Below are 18,412 nucleotides of genomic sequence, written 5' to 3'. Positions count from 1 at the left end.
TTGCACGCCGGTCCGCGAATTCGCGGACCGGGCCCCGGCCGGGGCGGCCGCTTGACAACGGCGGGATGCCGAGGCATGATGGCCGACGTGTGATATCAGATATCTGATATCCGAGATTCCCGATCGTGGACGAAGGAGCTCCCGTGCGCATCGAGACGCTGCTCGCGCCCGTGCCCGACCCCGCGGCGACCACCGCCGCCGAGGTGCGGGCCGAAGCCGACCCCGACGCCGTCCTGGTCGTCCTCGACGACGACCCGACCGGCACCCAGTCCGTCGCCGGGCTCCCGGTGCTCACCCGCTGGGAGGCCGAGGACCTCGACTGGGCCCTCGCGACCGGCGCCCCCGCGGTCTACGTCCTCACCAACACGCGCTCCTTCGACGAGGGCACCGCCGCGGCCCGCAACCGCGAGGTCGTCGCCGCGGCCCTCGACGCCGCCGGGCGCGCGGGCAAGCGCCTCACCTTCGTCTCCCGCTCCGACTCGACCCTGCGCGGCCACTTCCCGCTCGAGACCGACGTGCTCGCCGAGGCGATCGCCGCGCACGGCGGGCGCGCCCCCGCCCTCACGCTGCTCGTGCCCGCGTTCCCCGAGGCCGGGCGGATCACCGTGGACGGCGTCCACTACTGGGCGGTCGACGGCGAGGCGACGCCGGTGGGCGAGACGCCCTTCGCGCGGGACGCCACCTTCGGCTTCCGCTCCTCGGACCTGCGCGAGTGGGTCGAGGAGAAGACCGGCGGGCGCGTGGGGGCGGCCGAGGTCGCCGCGCTCGCGCTCGACGTGATCCGCCAGGGGCCCGAAGCGGTCGCCGAGGCGCTCCGCGCGCTCCCGGCCGGGACCGTCGCCGCGGTCGACGCGGTCGAGGAGACCGACCTGCGCGTCGTCGCGATCGCCTTGCACCGCATCGAGAAGGAGGGCGTCGGGACACTGCTGCGCGTGGGCCCGCCCTACGTGAGGGCCCACATCGGGCAGGAGATCGCCGAGCCGGTCGAGGCCGGCGACATCGCGCTCGCGCACGAGCGCGGCGGCCTGGTCGTGGTCGGCAGCCACGTGCCGCTGACCACCGCGCAGCTCGCGGCGCTCCGCGAGGCGCGGCCCGGCACGGCCACCGTCGAGCTCGACGTGCGGCGCCTCATCGGCGACCGCCGCGAGGCGCACCTCGCCGAGCGGGCCGAGGCGGTCGCGCGGGCCCTCGAGGAGGGCACCGTCATCGTCCACACCACGCGCGAACTCGTCACCGGCGCCACCGCCGAGGAGAGCCTCGACATCGCCCGGCGGGTCTCCGGCGGCGTGGTGGACCTCGTCGCCCGCGTGCTCGAGCTCGCGCCGCCGCGGTTCGTGGTCGCCAAGGGCGGCATCACCTCCTCCGACGTGGCCTCCGAGGCGCTGCGCATCCGGCGCGCCACCGTCGTCGGGCCCATGCTCCCGGGCATCGTGTCCCTGTGGCGGCCCGAGACCGGCCCGGCCGTGGGCGTCCCCTACGTCGTCTTCGCGGGCAACGTCGGGCAGGCCGACTCCCTCGCGGCGGTGGTCGCGAAGCTCGCCGGCTGAGCCGGCGGGCGGCCGTCGGCGATTCCCCGGCCGCGGCGAGCGGCCCGGGACGCCGGGCCGCTCACCGCGTCTTTCAGAGGAAGCGCCACAGGTGGTCGTCGGCGCCGTTGTCGTCCCACACGACGACCTGCGCGCCCTGGGCGGTCGAGGCGTTCTGCACCCCGATCACCTTGCCGCCGTTGGCGCACTGGATGCGGAAGTAGCCGTCGTCGCCGTAGCGCAGCCGCCATTTGTGGTCGGCCGTGCCGTTGTCGGACCATTGCAGGACGCGCGCCCCGGCGGCGGTGGAGGCGTTCTCGACGCCGAGGACCTTGCCGCTGTTGGTGTTGCGGAGCCGGAAGTAGCCGCCGGTGTCGGTCACGGCGGTCCACAGGTGGTCGGCGGTGCCCGTGTCGCCCCACTGGAGCGCCAGGCCGCCGTCGGCCATGGACATGTCCTGGACGCCCAGGACCATGCCGCTGCGCAGGTTCTGGAGGCGCCGGGCCCCGTCGGGCACGAACCGCCAGCGGTTGTCGCCGGTGCCGTCGTCGGCGGTCTGCACCGCCAGGGCGCCCTGGGAGGCGGCGTTCCCGGCGATCCCCAGCAGCCTGCCGCTGTTGCCGTTCACGATCTCGTGCGTGCCGTCGCCCTGGTCGGTGACGGTCCACAAGTGGTCGTCGGTGCCGTTGTCGGACCACTGGAGCACCGCGGCGCCCTCGGCGGTGGACATGTCCTGGACACCGAGGACCTTGCCGCTGTTGGCGTTGCGGAACTTCACCGAACCGCCGTCGACGACCAGTTCCCACCGGTGGTCGGCGGTGCCGGTGTCGCCCCACTGGAGGGCCCGGCCGCCGTCGGCGGTGGACATGTCCTGGACGCCCAGGACCATGCCGCTGGCGGCGTTGAACAGCCGGAAGGCCGGGCCGGCGGTCGAGCCGCCCTCGCCGTCGGCGTTCCAGTAGACGGTGTAGTTGTGGCCGTGGGCGTCGTAGAACGGGCCGAGGTTCACCTGGGCGCCGTTCGCGGTGGCCGTGAAGGCGAGCGCGGTGGTGCTGGTGCGCTGGATCGAGGCGGTCTCGAGCACCGGGAGGGCGCTCAGGGCGGTGTTCCCGTAGTCGCCCGAGAGGACGGCGGGCCCGTAGACGACGGCCGAGACGTTCTCGTCGTCGTTGGCCGCCCGCATGACCACCCGCATGGGGAGCTTGACGGTGACCGTGTCCCCGGAGGCCCAGGTCCGGGTGAGGGCGGCGTACGTGCCGGGCGCGGCGGCGACCGACTGGAGCTGCCCGTTGACCCTGATCTCGGCTCCCTGGGTCCAGGCGGGGATGCGGACGCGCATGGTCCAGGAGCCGCTCGCCGAACCGGTCACCGCGAGGGTGGTCGTGTCGCTCGCGGGGTAGGCGGTGGTCTGGGTGACGGTGAGGCCCCGTTCGGACCAGGTGAGGACCGAGGGCGTGAAGAGGTTGACCCACAGGGTGGTGCCGCTGTAGGCGTAGACGGAGTCGGGCAGTTTGGTGAAGGTCTCGATGCCCGTGCCCTGGCAGCACCAGAACGAGTTGTAGTCGGTGCTCCAGGTGCCGCCGCCCCAGGCGGGTCCGACGCCGCGGCGCCCGCCGGGGCGCAGGGGCGTGAAGTAGGTGATGTGCCCGTGGGCGTCGTTCGGGTTCTGCCAGCCGATGAGGTGGTTGAGCAGGGCCTGCTCGTAGTAGTCGAAGTAGGCGGCGTTCTCGGGCTCCAGCAGCCACAGTTCGCGGGTCAGCTTGAGCATGTTGTAGGTGTTGCACCCCTCGCACGTGTCGTTGGTGAGGTGCGAGGCGATGGCGTCGGGGGCGCGGAAGTGCTCGGCCTGGCTGTTGCCGCCGATGGCGTAGGTGTGGGCGTCGACCACGAACTCCCAGGCGTTCGTCGCGATGGTCCGGTACCGCGCGGTGCCGGTGGCCTTGTACTCGCGGGCGGCGCCGATCCACTTGGGCACCTGGGTGTTCGCATGGAGGCCGTTGAGGCGGTCGGTGCCGGCGGCGAGGGGGTCGAAGACGGCGGCGTGGTCGAACCGCTGCGCGGCGGCGAGCCAGCGGGCGTCGCCGTGCTGCTGGTAGAGGTCGGTGAGGACGGCGTTCATGCCGCCGAACTCGGTGCGCAGCACCGTCTGCATCTGGGAGGAGGAGAGGCGGCCGGTGCGCCAGTCGACCCAGCCGGCGAAGGCCAGGAGGACGTCGCGGGCCTGGGTGGAGCCGATGAGGCGCCACACGTCGAGCAGGCCGGCGAGGGTCTTGTGCAGGGCGTAGTAGGGCACGTTCCCGTTGGAGAGGGAGCCGCCCTCGAGGGCGGTGAACTCGGATTCGGGGAAGCCGGAGAGGTAGCCGGTGTTGAAGCCGCGGGCGGCGTTGTTCGCCTGGCATTCGGCGAGCTCGGCGACCATGTAATTGGCCTTGTCGCGGGCGTCGGTGTCGCCGAGGACGGCCCACGCCTGGGCCCAGGCGGTGAGGAAGTGGCCCTGGGAGTGGGTGCGGAAGGGGAACGTCGGCGCCTCCCAGCCGCCGGTGGCGGCCGCGCCGCCGGTCGAGAGGCCGTGGTTGGCGCGGAAGTTGTAGAGCAGGCGGTTGACGTCCACGTCGTGGAGGTACGCGAGCGTGCGGGACTGGTTGGCCATCCAGCGCCCGCTGGTGAGGCGGACCTTGCCGAGGTCGAACGCGTAGGCGGCGACGCCCTGGTCGGGCCGGGCCGGGGCCAGTGCGGCGTGGGCGGCGCCGCCGACGGGGACGGCCGCGGCGACGGCGGCCGCTCCGGCGGTCTGGAAGAGTCTGCGGCGGTTGACGGGTGTGGACTGCATGGTTGCTCCTGGGGTGCCGGGGCGCCCGCCCGCCGGGCGGCGGGCAGGCGCCGTCGGGCGGCGGTGGGGCCGCCCGGGAATGTGGTCCTAGTAGGTGACTTGGAAGGTGGCGTCGGCGCGGTCGGTGGCCGTGGCGACGGGGTCGATGCGCAGGACGTAGCCGGAGTGGCGCAGGTACCGGTCGGGGAAGTTGTGGGAGCGGAACGAGGCCCACGCGCCGTCGGCGAGGCCGGCGGTGCGGTGGAAGGTCGCGTCCTGCGCGAACTGGGTCGAGCCGTCGTTCTGCACCAGGCCGACCGCGTAGTCGACGTGCCGCAGGTAGCGGCCGGGGTAGTTCACCGACTCGAAGGAGACGCCGGAGGCGTCGGCGAGGCCGGGGCGCAGGCGCCACTGCTGGTCGGCGGGCGGCTCCATCGGGAACGGGTCGATCCTGGCGACGTTGGCGGCGTGGCGGACGAACCGGTCGGGGAAGTTGTAGGACTTGAGCCGGTTCCACTGCGGCGCGCCCCAGCGGGAGACGAGCGCGGCGCGCTCGGCCTCGGTGATGGGGACGATCCCGGCGTGCTTGCTGCTCATCGGCGCGGTGTAGGCGCGCTGGTCGAGCGCCGACCAGGAGTTCCCGGCGAGGTTGGAGGATTGCCAGGCGTAGAAGACGGCGTTGGACGGCGAGAACGAGTCGCCCCACAGCCAGAACGCGTTGGCGGAGTTGGACTTCACCAGGATCGGCGCCTCGATGGCGCCGCCTTGGCGCAGGCCCGAGGTGAGGGTGGTGAAGGAGTTCGGCGCCCCGGTGGTCGAGCGGGCGACGTACAGGTAGCCGTTGTCCATGTTCTTGTAGGCCAGGTAGAACGCGCCGTCGTGGGCGAGGACGTCGCCGTCGAGGACGTTGAAGCCGGGGTCGAAGAAGACCTGCGGCGAGCCCATGTTCACGAAGTCGGCCGTGTAGTTGACCAGGAGCACGTCGCGGGTGCCGTTGTAGGCGGAGTAGACGACGCCGTACTGGCCGCGCGAGGGGTCCCAGAACGCGGTCGGCGCCCACGAGTGGGTGGCCATGCCGTGGACCCTGATGCGCCGGTAGCCGGTGAAGCTGCGCAGGTCGGTCGAGTCCCAGGCGTGCAGGTACTGGTTGTTCAGGTTGAAGACGCGTCCTTTGAGGTCGGTCGCGAGGACCACGAAGCCGCCGGTCCGCTTGCGCAGGATGAACGGGTCGCGCAGGCCGCCCGTGCCCGCGGTCGGGACGGCGACGGGGTCGTTCTGGTTGAGCGGGGTCCACTGGAGGCCGTCGGCGCTGACGGCGAGGTGGAGCGCGTAGCTGTCGTCGGTCTCGTTCGGGGACTCTTTGAAGTAGGACATGGCGTAGGCGGCGTTCGCCTGCGCGGCAGCCGGGCTCGCGCAGAGGAACGTGGAGGCGCCGGCGAAGGGGACCGCGGCGGCGGCCGTGGCGGTGGCGAGGAGGCGTCGGCGTGAGAGCACGATCGGGCCTTTCGGTGAGGGAGTGCGGGCGGGCCGCGGCGGGCGGGCCTCCGCGGCCCGGCGCGGGTCAGGTGGTGACGCGGAAGGTGGCGTCCGACCGTTCGGTGGCGGTGCTGACGGGATCCAGCCGCAGGCTGTAGCCGTAGTGGCGGATGTAGCGGTCGGTGAAGTTGTAGGACTGGAACGAGCTCCACGAGGAGTTGGCGAGTCCGGCGACCTGGCGGAAGGTGGCGTCCTGCGCGAACTGGGACGAGCCGTCGTTCGCGACGAGCGCGAAGTCGTAGTCGGTGTGCCGCAGGAAGTGCCCGGGGAAGTTGACCGACTCGATCGAGACGTGCCCGGAGGAGGAGGCGAGGCCGGGGACGAGTCGGAACTGGGCGTCGGCGCCGGGGCTGACGCTGGGGTCGATGCGCACGTCCATGTTGTAGTGGCGGACGTAGCGGTCCTGGTAGTTGTAGGACTGGAGGCGGTTGAACACCGGGTTCCGGTAGCGCGAGAGGACGCGGGACTCCTCGGCCGAGGTGAGGTTGAGGATGAAGCCGTGGCGCTTGAGGTTCGATCCGAGGCCGTAGCCGGTGGTCTTGCGGTAGCCCCCGACGTTCGCGGGATTGGTGGTGAGGACGGGCATGTAGCCGCGGCCGGTGGCGTACTGGTCGAGCCACAGGGCCCATTCGGCGCGGTCGTTGAACTTGGCCCACATGGGGCCTTCGACGCCGCTGCCGGTGAGGTTCGCGAGGTCGCCGAGCCGGGTCCAGGAGCCGGTGAGCGAGTTCGCGCCCTCGATGACGATCTGGGTGGCCTTGGAGGCGCGGTAGTAGCGCCAGCCGCCGGTGTTGGCCTCGACGATCTGGGTGTCGATGATGCCCTCGGTGCCGGCCGGGTTGACGTAGACCTGCGGAGCGCTGATGGAGCGGAAGTCGGAGGTGCGGGCGGACCAGATGCGGTGCTTCTTGATGCCGTTCAGGGTGGAGTTCGTGGCCCAGTAGAGCAGGAAGTTCCCGGCGGCGGCGTCCCAGATCGCCTCGGGGGCCCAGGCGTCGCCCGCGTCGCCGATCGCGTTCGCGACGCCGAGCAGCCACGGGATCGACCAGTTGACGAGGTCGGCGGACTCCCACACGACGAGGCTGCGGCTGCCGTTGTTGGCGGCGTCGTTCCAGGAGGTGCCCGATCCGATGTGGAGGTCGGTGGCGACGATCCAGTAACGGTTCCCGGCCGGGGAGCGCACGATGATCGGGTCGCGCACGCCGCGGGTGCCGATGGGGGTGCGCAGGACGATCTGCCCGCGGTTGAGGTCGGTCCAGTTGAGGCCGTCGTCGGAGTGGGAGAGGTAGATCTGCTCGCCGCCGGTGCCCTCGCCGATGAAGTGGGCCATGAGGTATCCGGTGTAGGCGGTCTGGGCCGCCGCGGGTGCCGGGACGGCGGCGGCCAGGGGGATCGCGGCGGCCGCGGTGAGCAGGCCGCGGCGCGACAGGTGTGGGGGACGGGAGTTCGAGGACATGGTCACTCCAAGAGGGAGGGAGAGCCGAAATGCGTGATGTGAAGGGTAACATCACGCATCGACGTAGTCAATATCTTCGATATCTAACGAGAACGCGACGGAAAACGGCCTCCGTCCGGTCCGGACGGAGGCCGCTCGGCCGGTGGTCAGGGGGCCTCGCGGACCCAGACGGCCATGGTGCCCTTGCCGCGGTTGGCCCACGCGAAGTAGGGCACAGTGCGGACCTCGGTGGGCCGCAAGGCGGTAGTCCCGGTGCGGTAGAGGCCGCCCGCGGCGGGCGCGTCGACCGCGCCGGCGACGGTGATCCGGTCGAGCCCGTCGCGGTGCTCCACCGCGGGCTCGCCGTCGCGTGCGATCACCAGGTGCGGCACCGGGGCCGCGTTGTCGACCTCCTCGACGCAGTGGACGATCGGTCCCTTCTGGAGCGCGACCTTGCCGTGGGCGGCGGCCACGCGGGGATCGGCGCGGACCAGCACCGGTGCCATCGGCAGCACCAGGTCGACGCGGTCGCCGGGGGCCCAGGTGCGGTCGAGGACGGCGTAGCCCCGCTCGACCGCGAAGGAGGCGGGCTCGCCGTTGACCGCGATCGCGGGCTCGCCGGTGGTCCATTCGGGGATGCGGAGGCGCAGCGCGAACGCCAGGGGCGCCTCACCGCCGACGGTGAGCGCCACGGCGCCGTCCCACGGGTAGGCGGAGCGCTGGGTCACCGAGGCGTGCCGGCCCTCGCGGGTGAAGCGGGCGGTGCCGGAGACGTACAGGTTCACCGCCAGGCCCGCGTCGTCGGCGACGTAGACGTACTCCTCGAGCGAGGTCAGCAGCCGCGCCAGGTTGGGCGGGCAGCAGGCGCAGTCGAACCAGTCGCTGCGCTCGACGGTGCCGTCGCTGGCGAGCGGGTTGCCGTAGAAGTACGCGGTGCCGTCGGCCGAGACGCCGGAGAGCACGCCGTTGTACAGCGCCCGCTCCAGCACGTCCGCGTAGGTCGCCTCGCCGGTCAGGAGCATCATGCGGTGGGCCCAGAAGACCAGGCCGATCGCGGCGCAGGTCTCGGCGTAGCCGTCCCCGTCGGGCAGGTGGAAGGCCGGGCCGAAGCCCTCGATGGAGGGGTCGGCGCCGATGCCGCCGGTGACGTAGAGCTTGGTGCCGACCAGGTCGCGCCACAGGCGCTCGCACGCTTCGCGCAGGCCCTGGTCCCCCAGTTCGAGCGCGAGGTCGGCCATGGCCGCGTACTGGTACATGGCGCGCACCGAGTGGCCCACGGCCTCGGTCTGCTCGCGCACCGGCGCGTGCGACTGGTTGTACTCGCGCGAGCGCCGGTCCGCGCGGACGACCGACCCCTGGCCGCCGAAGTAGCCCGCATCGCCGCGCTCGCGCGCCTCCTCGTCGAAGTAGAACGGCGCCTTGCCGCGGTTGTCGAGCAGGCGCAGCGACAGGTCGAGGTAGCGGCGCTCCCCGGTGGCGCGGAACAGCTTCACGAGGGCGAGCTCGATCTCCTGGTGGCCGCAGTAGCCGCCCTCGCAGGAGCCGCCGGGCCCGAACTCGCGGTCGATGAGGTCGGCGTAGCGGCGGACGACGTCGAGGAGGGAGGTCTTGCCGGTGGCCTGGAAGTGGGCCACGGCCGCCTCGATGAGGTGGCCCGCGCAGTACAGCTCGTGGGCGTCGCGCAGGTCGGTGAAGCGCTTCCCGGGCTTGATCGCGGTGAAGTACGCGTTGAGGTAGCCGTCGTCCTGCTGGGCTCCGGCGAGCAGCGCGATCGCCTCGTCCACGGCCGCCTCGAGCCCGGGGTCGGGCCTGGATGCGAGCGCGTACCCGGCGGCCTCGATCCACTTGGCGACGTCGGACTCCCAGAAGATCGGGAACCGCTCCCGGTCGTCGTGGGGGTCCGGCCGCCACTCGAAGCGCAGGGCCGCGAACTGGCCGCCGTCGCGCAGGCGCTCCTCTTGGTGCGGGAGGGTCTCGGCGCGCACGGTCTCCCGGCGCGGGGACCAGAACTCGTCGGCGATCACCACGTCGGGGATCGGCAGGGAGGAGCGGTGTGGCTGGGACATGGGCGGTTCCTTAGCGGCGCTGGCGGCGGGTGCGAACCTCCAGCACTTTACCGGTACATAACGCCATGTCAACCGCCGGTCCCGGTACGTGAGGACCCCCGGAGGCCCGGTTCGCCTCCGGGGGCCGGCGTCCGGTCAGACCCCGAGCCAGGCCTGCGGCCCGGCGGAGGCGTCGAGCAGGGCGGGGAGCCCGCTCGCCGGGTCGAGGCTGTAGTCGTAGAAGTCCGACGGGTCGAAGGCCGAGCCGCTGGTGATCCGGTCGCCGGTGCAGTCGACGCAGATGCTGCCGCTCTGGCGCAGCTGCGCGGTCGAGTCCGGGTACCAGGGGTCGTTGACGTTGTCGAAGTAGGAGTTCTCCAGGACCATCTTCGTGTGGCCGCGGGAGTAGTTCCCGTAGCCGGAGACGTCCTGGAGGTAGTTGTTGTAGAGGTGGGCGTACTGGACGTTGTCGGTGCTCGGGTTGCGCTGGTTGGTGCCGTGGATCCAGTTATGGTGGATGGTGATCCGGGCCGTGACGTTCTCGGTCCAGCCGATGCCGAACGACTTGTTGCCCGGGCCCATCTCGTTCCAGGAGACCGTGAGGTTCGTGGTGTCCTTGCGCGAGTCGATGAGGCCGTCGTTCATGTTGTAGATGCGGTTGTGGTCGATCCAGACGTTGCTGGCGGTGTCCATCTGGATGCCGTCGTAGTCGTAGTCCTTGTCGTCCGGGTCGTCCTCGGGCATGAGGGTGTCGCGGATCGTGAGGTTGCGGATGATGACGTTGTTCGTGCCCTCGCCGAGGAAGAACCCGCCGCCCACGATGTGGCCGGAGGTCCCGACGCCGATGATGGTCTTGTTCGAGCCGACCCGGATCTCCTTGCCCTTGGGGCTGATGTTGATCGCGGCCGCGACCCTGATGACGTAGGCGCCCGGGGCGTTGGCGTAGTCCTCGAGGTCGGCCTGGTTCGTGACGGTGACGGTGGTGCCGCCCTGGCCGCCGGTGGTGCCCTCGGCGAAGCCCACGAGGTCGCCGACGCCGCCGGGGCCGCCGCCGCCCACTTCGTTGAGCTCCCACTGCTGGTTGGTGCCGCCGGTGGGCGCGTACTGGGAGATCCGGCCGCCCTTGGCCGTCGACCACTCCCACACGTCCAGCGCCTTACCCGAAGCCCGGTTGACGAACGTCGCGTACCCGCCCGACTCGGTGACCCGCCACTGCTGGTTCGTGCTGTTGGCGTCGCCCCACTGCTGGACCAGCGCCCCGTCAGCGGTGCTCCCCGAGGCGACGTCCAGGACCTTATTCGAGTGCCGGGCCTGAATACGGTAGTAGCCGCCGCCGGAGTCCAGGAACCGGAACTGCTGATCGGTCGAGCCGTTCGAGTCCCACTGGACCAGCTCGGCCCCGTTGGCCGTCGAGGCCGCCCGGATCCCCAGCACCAGCCCGGAATGGCGCGACTCGATGTTGTACCAGACGCCCGTCTCGAACGCCTGGGCCTTGGCGCTGTTCCAGACGGTGAGGGAGGCGGCCACCAGCGCCCCGATCGCGACCACGGCGATCGCGAGGAGCAGGCGGGAGCGGCCGGCGAGCGCCGGTCGTCTTCGGGCGGCGGGTGCGGACAGGGTCATGCGTCGCTCCTTCGTACGGAGGGGACCACGATCGTTCGGGGCCAGGGGCATCGATGATCGTGATATTTAATTTCTTCAATTTACATAACCCGCGTGCGGTCGCGCAAGGCCCCGGCGGCGGGCCTGCGGGAGGCGTCACGGCGAACGACCGGTGAACAATTTGCACTGAGTGCACCGAGTGGGTAGGGTGGCCCCGTGCCGCCGACTCCGCCGACCACCGACCGCCGCTCGCTGCTGCGGGAGCGGCGCCACCGCGCGATCATCGACGCGGCGGCCGCGCTCATGCGGGAGACCGAGAGCACGGACTTCACCGTCGAGGAGTTGGCGGAGCGGGCGGGCGTCTCGCGGCGCACCGTCTTCAACCACTTCGCGACCCTCGACGACCTCCTCATCATCGTCTGCGGCGAACTCCTGGGCGGCCTGTTCGAGCAGGTCGCCCTCGGCTCCGCCGCGGGCGAGGGCGCCTCGATCCTGGACGAGCTCGCCGCCACCCTGCGCGACATCGAGCTCGTCGAGCCGATGGCGTACCTGACGCGGGTCTTCGGCGGTGTCCAGGACCCGCCCCCGCCGCGCTCGGCCGCCATGCTCCTGGGCGCGTTCACCGAGCTGTGCACGCTCCTGGTGGGCCAGATCGCCGAGCGCCGCCCCGAGGCCGACGAGCTGAGCGTGCACCTGCTGGTCGCCTCGGTCGCGAGCGGCCTCATCGTGGTCCACCGCCACTGGTACGACGCCACCGGCGCCGTGGTCGACGAGCACTCCCACCGCGTGTGGCGCGAGCTCCTGGACCGCCTGCTCGACAAGGTGCGAAACGGCCACGCCGCCGTCTAGCGCCGACTCCAAGAATCCGTCCACAACACCCGAAGGACTGCCATGGCCGAACTGCTGTTCCGGATAGGACGCGCCGCCGCCCGGCGCGCGAAGACGGTGATCGCGGTGTGGGTGCTCGTACTCGCCGCCGCGGGCGCCGCCTACGCGCTCGGGGGCGGGACGCTCGCCACCGCCTTCACCATCCCCGACACGCCGACCTCGGAGGTGACCGACCGGCTCGCCGAGGAGTTCCCCGAGGCCTCGGGCGGGTCGGGCACCATCGTCTTCCAGGCCGAGGACGGCGCCTTCACGCCCGAGCAGCAGGAGGCGATCGGCGCGGCCCTGGACGAGGCGGCCGAGGTCGAGGGGGTCGAGGGCGTCGTCGACCCGTTCGAGCAGGCCGCCCAGGCCGAGGCGATGGCCTCGGGGGCGGCCGAGCTCGAGGCCGGACTGGCCGAGCTGGAGGCCGCGCAGGCGGAGCTCGACGCGGCCCGCGCGGCCGCCGAGGAGGCCGGCACGATCGAGCAGGCCCGGGCCGAGCTCGACGCGCAGCAGGCCGAGCTCGACGCCGGGTTCGCGGCGATCCAGGAGCAGCAGGCCGCACTCGAGCAGGGCGCGGCCCTGATGGCGACGGCCGCGGAGATCCGCGTCGTCTCCGAGGACGGGACCGCGGCGGTCGCGCAGGTGCAGTTCAGCGACGACTCCATGGCGCTCTCCGACGAGACCAAGTCGGGCCTGACGGGCGTGTTCGACGACGCGGACATCGAGGGCGTCCAGGTCGACTACTCCACCGAGATCGCCGGGGGCGTCCCGGACGTCTTCGGCGTCGGCGAGGTCGTCGGCCTGGTCGTGGCCGCGGTGGTCCTCATCGTCATGCTGGGCACCCTCATCGGGGCCGGGCTGCCGCTCGTCAACGCGCTCGTGGGCGTCGGGGTCGGCGCGCTGTTCGCGATGTCGCTGTCGGGCGCGGTCGAGATGGCGTCGGTGACGCCGATCCTCGGCATCATGCTGGGCCTGGCCGTGGGCATCGACTACTCGCTGTTCATCATCAACCGCCACCGCCGCCAGCTCAAGGACGGCTACGACCTGGAGGAGTCGATCCCGCTCGCGAACGGCACCTCCGGCAACGCCGTGGTGTTCGCCGGGGCGACCGTGGTGATCGCGCTGCTGGCGCTCAACGTCACCGGCATCCCCTTCCTCGGCCTCATGGGCACCGTCGGCGCGATGTGCATCGTCGTCGCCGTCCTGGTGGCCGTGACGCTCACCCCGGCGCTGCTCGCGCTCGTCGGGAAGCGGGTCCTGGGCCGGAAGGACCGGGCCGCCGTCGCCGGGGGCGCGAGGCCCGCGAAGGCGGCGAAGGAGCCGCGGCAGTTCACGGTGCTCGGCGCGCTCGGCATCGTCGTCGCCGGCGTGGCCGGGCTGCTGGTCCTCGCGATCCCCGCGCTCGACCTGCGGCTGAACCTGCCCGACGGGTCGACCGAGGCGCACGACTCGACGCAGTACCAGGCCTACCAGACCGTGTCCGAGTCCTTCGGCGCGGGCGTCAACGGCCCGCTGCTGGTGGTCGCCGACCTGCCGCCCTCGGCGGACGAGGCCGCGATCGTGGACCACCAGATCGCGATCGCCCAGGCCCTGTTCGAGCAGGACGACGTGGTCGCGGTGGCCCCCATCGGGGCCAACGAGGACGGCACGGTCGCCGCGTTCCAGGTCGTGCCCGAGGACGGGCCCACCAGCGAGTCCACCGAGGACCTGGTGCACACGCTGCGGGACCTCTCCCCCGTCAAAGGGGTCTACGACATCGGCGTCGCGGGCTCGGCCAGCGGCAACATCGACATCTCCGACAAGCTCGCCGAAGCGCTGCCGCTGTACCTCCTGGTGGTCGTGGGCCTGTCGCTGATCATCCTGATCCTGGTGTTCCGGTCGATCTACGTGCCGGTCATCGCGACCTTCGGGTTCATCCTGTCCTACTTCGCCGCGCTCGGCGGCGTGGTCGCGATCTACCAGTGGGGCTGGCTCGCCGACGTGTTCGGCGTGGAGAGCCCCGGCCCGATCCTGAACTTCCTGCCCACCCTGCTCGTGGGCATCCTGTTCGGACTCGCGATGGACTACATGCTGTTCCTGGGCTCGGGGATGCGGGAGGCGTACGCGCACGGCGCGCCCGCGCGGCTCGCGGTCGTGCAGGGCCTGCACGCCGGGCGCGCGGTGGTCACCGCGGCGGCGATCATCATGATCGCCGTGTTCGGCGGGTTCATGTTCTCCCACAGCGCGATGATCCGGCCGATCGGCTTCGCGATGGCCTTCGGCGTCCTGGTCGACGCGTTCGTGGTGCGGATGCTGCTCATCCCGGCGCTCATGCACCTCGCGGGCGACAAGGCCTGGTGGCTGCCGAAGTGGCTCGACCGGATCCTGCCCGATGTGGACGTGGAGGGCGCCTCTCTGGAGCGCCGCCACCCCCACGTCGAGCAGGAGGCGCAGCCCGCGGCGAAGGGGTAGGCGCCGCAACGTGGAAGGCCGCCGACCGGGGTTCCGGTCGGCGGCCTTCGCGCTGCGGCGGCCGGGCCCGGCGGTGTCGCCGGGCCTGTCGGCCTACGCGTACGGGTCTTCCTCTTCGTCCTCGGGACCGCCGCCCCAGACGTCCTCGTCCTCGGCGATCCAGAACTGGCGCTCGGACTCCTGGTCGTCGTCCCGCCGGGCGCCGGCCCCGACGCCGGGCGCCATCATGCCGTGGGCGCCGGAGACGCCGCCCTTGCCCGCTCCGGCACCGGCCGCTCCGGCGGCGCCGGCCGCGCCGACCCCGCCCGCGCCGAGGCCGCGGCCGGCCCCCGAGCCGGAACCGGAACCGGAGCCGCCGCTCAGGCCGCTCAGGCCGCTGCCGCGGCCCGACGAGCCGGGCGGGCCGCCGAGGCTGCCGCCCTTGCCCGAGCCGCCCGGGAGCCCCGAGGTCGTCCGGCCGGGGTCGAGCTTGCCGCCGATCTTGCGCGGCCCGGTGCCGTCCGTGCCGCCGAGCTTGCGCGGCCCGTTGAGACCGGAGGTGGAGCCGCGGCGCGGCGTGTAGCCGGTCGTGCCGCCGAGGCCGGGCCCGCCGAAGGAGCTCGGGGGCGTGCCGCCGCCGGTGCCGCCCAGGCCGCCGCCGCTGAGGCCGCCCGTGCTGATGCCGCCGGGCGGGGAGCCGAGGCCGCCGCCGCTCGCGAGGCCGCCGGAGATGTCGTCGGGGTCGGTCCCGGCGCTCCAGGGGTTGTCGTCGAGGCCGGCGAGGTCGCTCCCGGAGTAGTCCGCCCCGGGCGGCGTCCCGTTGAGGCCCGAGAGGTTCGACCCGGGCGGCAGTTCGCTGCTGCTGGGCGTGCTCAGGGTGCCGCCGGTGACGTTGTCGGGGTCGGGGATGTTGGAGCCGAACGGGTTCTCGTCGTTGAGGCCGTTGAGGCTCCCGCTGTTCGGCATCGTGGGCCTGGTGCTGTCCAGGCCCCCGCCGCCCGGGCCGCCGCCGGTCCCGTCGAGGCCGCCGCCGCTGAGGGACTTGAGCTCGCCGGGCGTCTGCATCCCGTCGATGCCGCCGGTCCCGTCGAGGTCGGGCATCCCGCCGCCGTCGCCGATGTCGAGGCCGCCGCTGTCGAACGGCGGGGTCTCGCCGTCGTTGAACGTCGTCGCCTCGCCCTTGCGGACGTCCGGGGTGATCTCCTGGACGTGGGCCTCGGCGTTGGAGTGGCGCTCGGTGACCTCCTCGTTGACGCGGGCGGACTCCTCCTCGAGCTGCTCGGAGCCCTGCGCGCCCAGGGAGATCAGGCGGCGGTCGGCGAACTCGTCGGCCTTCTGCTTCGCCAGGGCCTCGCCCTTGACGCCGCCCTCCTCGTAGTCGGGGTTGGCGTTGACGTACTCGAGCCACCGGTTGTAGGTGGTCTCGCGCCCCTCCTGCACCTCGTCGATGACGGTGGGGTCGAAGCCGGCCAGTTCGACGGCCTTCTTGATCTCGTCGTTCTTGTGGATCTCGCAGTTCTTGAAGAACGGCGGGCGGATGTGGATCTGGTGCGAGCCGCAGCTGGTGCCCTGCATGTAGAACTTGGGCGCGGGGTAGACGCAGGAGGTGCCGCCCTGCTGGTCGTAGATCTCCAGCTGCTTGTCGTCGAGCAGCTTGACGACGCCGCCGTCGCCGTTCTCCCCCGCGATGTCGCCCGCGATGGTCTTGCAGTTCTTCAGGACCGTCTCGGCCTGCTCCTCGAAGGCGTCGAAGTCGGTGCCCTTCCAGAAGCCGGAGAGCGTCGTGAGGCCCTGCTCCAGCTTCGGGGCGATGGTGATGAAGTCCTCGCGGAAGTCGATCCACTCGTCCCGGATGGTGTCGAGCGCGTAATCGGCCTCGGGCTGGGGCCGGATCGAGGCGACCATGCTCTGGATGGTCTGGCCCTCCGGCAGCATCATGGTGCCCTCGCGGGCGGCCTTGAGGCTGCTGATCTGGTTCGCCTGCGGCACCGCGGACATGAGCTTGACCCACGCGGGCTCGGCGGGGTCCTCGGTGCTGTTGGTGCACGAGTCGTGGCTGCACTGCGGGCTGACCCGCAGGTCGTTCGCGGCGGTCTGGTAGTCGGCGCCGGACTGGCCCTCGGAGAGGTCGCCGTAGTCCTTGCGCTCGAAATCGGGTTCTTCTTCGGACATCGGCTGCTACTCGCTCTCGGCCGGCGGGAAGGTGTCGGGCCGGCGCCGCCCCGGGCGGCGACCGGTGCGGGCGGTGGCGTCAGAGGGCCGACTCATACCGGTTCATCTCGTCCTCGGCGGCCTGGTCGGACTCCTCGGCCAGCTCGGCGGAGTCGTTGAGGGTCGTGATCATGCCGTGCAGCGCCTCGCGGAGGTCCTGGAGGTTGTCCCAGGTCGTCTGGTGGAACTGGGCGTAGCTCTCGTGGGCGGCCTGGGACGCGTCCATCTGCCCGAAGGCGGGCGCGCGGCCGAGGCTCTGACCGTTCTCGAGCTTGGGGATGATCGAGTCGAGGTGGTCCAACTGCTCGCGGATGAGCGCCCGGTACTCCTCGAGCGCTTCGGGATCGATTACTCGTTCAGCCATGGAATCGCCTTATGTGAATATTACGACTTATATACGACGATGAGCCGTTTGACACGATCGAGGCTAACAGATGCAGAGCCCTTCTCGCGTCCCCCGAGCCGGCGCCCCGTCGACAGGTGAGCGCTCTCTGCGTCAGCCGCGACCACGGGTCCGCCCTGGCCGGACCCTGCGGCGCGAGGATGGGGCAATGATAAACACTCCGTTCTGAATCCGGGCATCCGACACCTCTCGGACGCCCGGCGCGCAACCGGTTCCACGCCGGGTGCGGCGCGGGCCCTGAACTGGGACGACGTAGCGCGCGCTAGTCACATCGGACGGCGAGGCGCGCGACCGCGCCGGACGCGACGCGGAAACGCCCGGCCCCATTGGCGAATTCGTTACCAGAACTTCATCTGCGGACACGCCGCAACCGGTTGCATCGGGTGCGTCGAGCCGTTGCGCCCCAGGTGGATCCGTCAAGGTCATTCCACTCTGGCCACTGTGGTTCCGAGAGTTCCGGTCCGTCGGCCGCGGCGGTCCGCTCCTCACCGCATCATCGCCTCGACGAGGTCGTCCTGGAGCCAGGTCAGCCAGAAGTAGACGGCCGCGGCGGCCTGGCGCGGGTCGTCGTCGGGCAGCTTCAGGAGCGCGCGGTCGTCGCCCTCGGCGGCGATGCCCAGGCGGGAGGCGAGGGTGAGCCGGAGGTCGTTGAGGGCGCCGAGCCACTGGCGGCACCGGTCGGGGCCGAGGCGCACGTCCGCGTCGCGGGAGCCCGCCGCCGGCTCGGCCTCGTCGAGCGAGGCGAGCACCGCGAGGGCGTCGGACCGCTTGCGGGCGCGCAGGTCGTTCTCGGTGAAGCGGCGGAACTCCGCCGAAGCGGCGCGCGCCTCGTCGTCGCGGTCGCCGTAGGCGTCGGGCAGGAGCCGGGCCAGCGCCGGGTCCTCGGGGGCCTCGCTGGGCCCCTGCCGCAGGGCCGAGGCGAGCGGGTCCTCGGGCCCGTCCTCGGGGCCGAGCAGGTCGAGGAGCTGCTCGGCGCAGTCGCGCAGGAGGGCGGTCTCGAACGGCTCGAAGGTGATCGCGGCGCCGCCGCCGGGCCGGGGCTCGAAGTGGCGGGCCATCAGCGGTCCTGGCTCAGAGTCGCCCAGAGGCCGTAGCCGTGCATGGCCTGCACGTCGCGCTCCATCGCCTCGCGGGTGCCGCTGGAGACGACCGCGCGCCCCTTGTGGTGGACGTCGAGCATGAGCCGCTCGGCCTTGTCCTCGGTGAACCCGAAGTAGCTGCGGAAGACGTACGACACGTAGCTCATGAGGTTGACCGGGTCGTTGTGCACGATCGTGACCCACGGGAGGTCGGGTTCGGCGGTCTCGGCGGGCGTCGCGGCCGGGGCCGCGCGCTCGGCCTCGACCGGGGCGGCCAGGACGCCGCCCGGCGGGGCGGTGGTGACGGATGAGGACTGGACGGACACGGCGTCAATGCTGCCATCGGGTCGGCGGGCGCCGCCTGCGGGACCCGGGCCGCCGCGCGCCGCGGCCCGGACCGTCCCGACTGTCGCCAACGCGCTCAACGCCATCACTGTTCGAACGCGCGGGCGACGGCGTGTCGGCC

Annotated in this window: 12 protein-coding genes; 3 read left to right on the top strand and 9 right to left on the bottom strand. The window is 72.0% G+C overall.

Annotated features, from left to right (window positions below):
* Window positions 1–143: 143 nt before the first annotated feature.
* Window positions 144–1,547, top strand: a complete 1,404-nt coding sequence (locus LO763_RS10175) for a four-carbon acid sugar kinase family protein (RefSeq protein WP_230601866.1) — start codon at window positions 144–146, stop codon at window positions 1,545–1,547.
* A 73-nt stretch (window positions 1,548–1,620) separates the two neighbouring features.
* Here the strand turns inward: LO763_RS10175 and LO763_RS10170 are convergent, their stop codons facing one another.
* From LO763_RS10170 to LO763_RS10150, 5 genes are all read right to left on the bottom strand, one after another.
* Entirely contained in the window at window positions 1,621–4,356 is a 2,736-nt protein-coding gene (locus tag LO763_RS10170; protein WP_230601865.1) for a beta-L-arabinofuranosidase domain-containing protein, read from the bottom strand.
* A gap of 87 nt (window positions 4,357–4,443) precedes the next feature.
* Window positions 4,444–5,832 carry a glycoside hydrolase family 43 protein gene (locus LO763_RS29745; protein ID WP_369431961.1) on the bottom strand — a complete coding sequence of 463 codons (1,389 nt, stop codon included), beginning with the start codon at window positions 5,830–5,832 and terminating at the stop codon, window positions 4,444–4,446.
* 64 nt (window positions 5,833–5,896) lie between these two features.
* Window positions 5,897–7,327 (bottom strand): glycoside hydrolase family 43 protein, encoded by a 1,431-nt coding sequence (locus LO763_RS10160; protein WP_230601863.1) that lies wholly within the window; start codon window positions 7,325–7,327, stop codon window positions 5,897–5,899.
* Between the two features lie 146 nt (window positions 7,328–7,473).
* Window positions 7,474–9,372, bottom strand: a complete 1,899-nt coding sequence (locus LO763_RS10155) for a glycoside hydrolase family 127 protein (protein WP_230601862.1) — start codon at window positions 9,370–9,372, stop codon at window positions 7,474–7,476.
* Between the two features lie 135 nt (window positions 9,373–9,507).
* Window positions 9,508–10,974 (bottom strand): RICIN domain-containing protein, encoded by a 1,467-nt coding sequence (locus tag LO763_RS10150; RefSeq protein WP_230601861.1) that lies wholly within the window; start codon window positions 10,972–10,974, stop codon window positions 9,508–9,510.
* A gap of 195 nt (window positions 10,975–11,169) precedes the next feature.
* On the opposite strand from LO763_RS10150, the gene LO763_RS10145 reads away from it, so the two are divergent.
* Complete coding sequence (locus LO763_RS10145) at window positions 11,170–11,802, top strand: TetR/AcrR family transcriptional regulator (RefSeq protein ID WP_230601860.1); 633 nt, start codon at window positions 11,170–11,172, stop codon at window positions 11,800–11,802.
* A 42-nt stretch (window positions 11,803–11,844) separates the two neighbouring features.
* Window positions 11,845–14,274 (top strand): MMPL family transporter, encoded by a 2,430-nt coding sequence (locus LO763_RS10140; protein WP_230601859.1) that lies wholly within the window; start codon window positions 11,845–11,847, stop codon window positions 14,272–14,274.
* Between the two features lie 93 nt (window positions 14,275–14,367).
* Here LO763_RS10140 and LO763_RS10135 read toward each other — a convergent pair whose 3' ends face one another.
* The 4 genes from LO763_RS10135 to clpS form a co-directional block, all read right to left on the bottom strand.
* A complete protein-coding gene (locus LO763_RS10135; protein WP_230601858.1) occupies window positions 14,368–16,425 on the bottom strand; it encodes a hypothetical protein in 2,058 nt (685 codons plus the stop codon).
* A gap of 79 nt (window positions 16,426–16,504) precedes the next feature.
* The gene (locus LO763_RS10130; RefSeq protein WP_230601857.1) at window positions 16,505–16,828 is read right to left on the bottom strand and encodes a DUF2563 family protein; all 324 of its coding nucleotides are present in this window, start codon (window positions 16,826–16,828) and stop codon (window positions 16,505–16,507) included.
* Window positions 16,829–17,352: 524 nt separating this feature from the next.
* On the bottom strand, window positions 17,353–17,925 hold the full coding sequence (locus LO763_RS10125) for a DUF2017 domain-containing protein (protein ID WP_230601856.1): 573 nt from the start codon (window positions 17,923–17,925) through the stop codon (window positions 17,353–17,355).
* Window positions 17,925–18,272: an ATP-dependent Clp protease adapter ClpS gene (gene clpS / locus LO763_RS10120; RefSeq protein ID WP_230601855.1), complete on the bottom strand. Its 348-nt coding sequence runs from the start codon at window positions 18,270–18,272 to the stop codon at window positions 17,925–17,927. The genes LO763_RS10125 and clpS overlap by 1 nt, the downstream gene beginning before the upstream one ends.
* Window positions 18,273–18,412: the final 140 nt, after the last annotated feature.

The organism is Glycomyces amatae, assembly GCF_020991375.1.
GTDB lineage: Bacteria > Actinomycetota > Actinomycetes > Mycobacteriales > Micromonosporaceae > Glycomyces > Glycomyces amatae.
Note: the sequence above shows the minus strand (reverse complement) of the source record. Positions and strands in the feature narration are given on the sequence as shown.

Coding starts and splice junctions, on each gene's coding strand:
- LO763_RS10155 (WP_230601862.1), bottom strand. CDS start 9,372: ATGTCCCAGCCACACCGCTCCTCCCTGCCGATCCCCGACGTGGTGATC.
- LO763_RS10150 (WP_230601861.1), bottom strand. CDS start 10,974: ATGACCCTGTCCGCACCCGCCGCCCGAAGACGACCGGCGCTCGCCGGC.
- LO763_RS10140 (WP_230601859.1), top strand. CDS start 11,845: ATGGCCGAACTGCTGTTCCGGATAGGACGCGCCGCCGCCCGGCGCGCG.
- LO763_RS10170 (WP_230601865.1), bottom strand. CDS start 4,356: ATGCAGTCCACACCCGTCAACCGCCGCAGACTCTTCCAGACCGCCGGA.
- LO763_RS10130 (WP_230601857.1), bottom strand. CDS start 16,828: ATGGCTGAACGAGTAATCGATCCCGAAGCGCTCGAGGAGTACCGGGCG.
- LO763_RS10160 (WP_230601863.1), bottom strand. CDS start 7,327: ATGTCCTCGAACTCCCGTCCCCCACACCTGTCGCGCCGCGGCCTGCTC.
- LO763_RS10135 (WP_230601858.1), bottom strand. CDS start 16,425: ATGTCCGAAGAAGAACCCGATTTCGAGCGCAAGGACTACGGCGACCTC.
- LO763_RS10125 (WP_230601856.1), bottom strand. CDS start 17,925: ATGGCCCGCCACTTCGAGCCCCGGCCCGGCGGCGGCGCCGCGATCACC.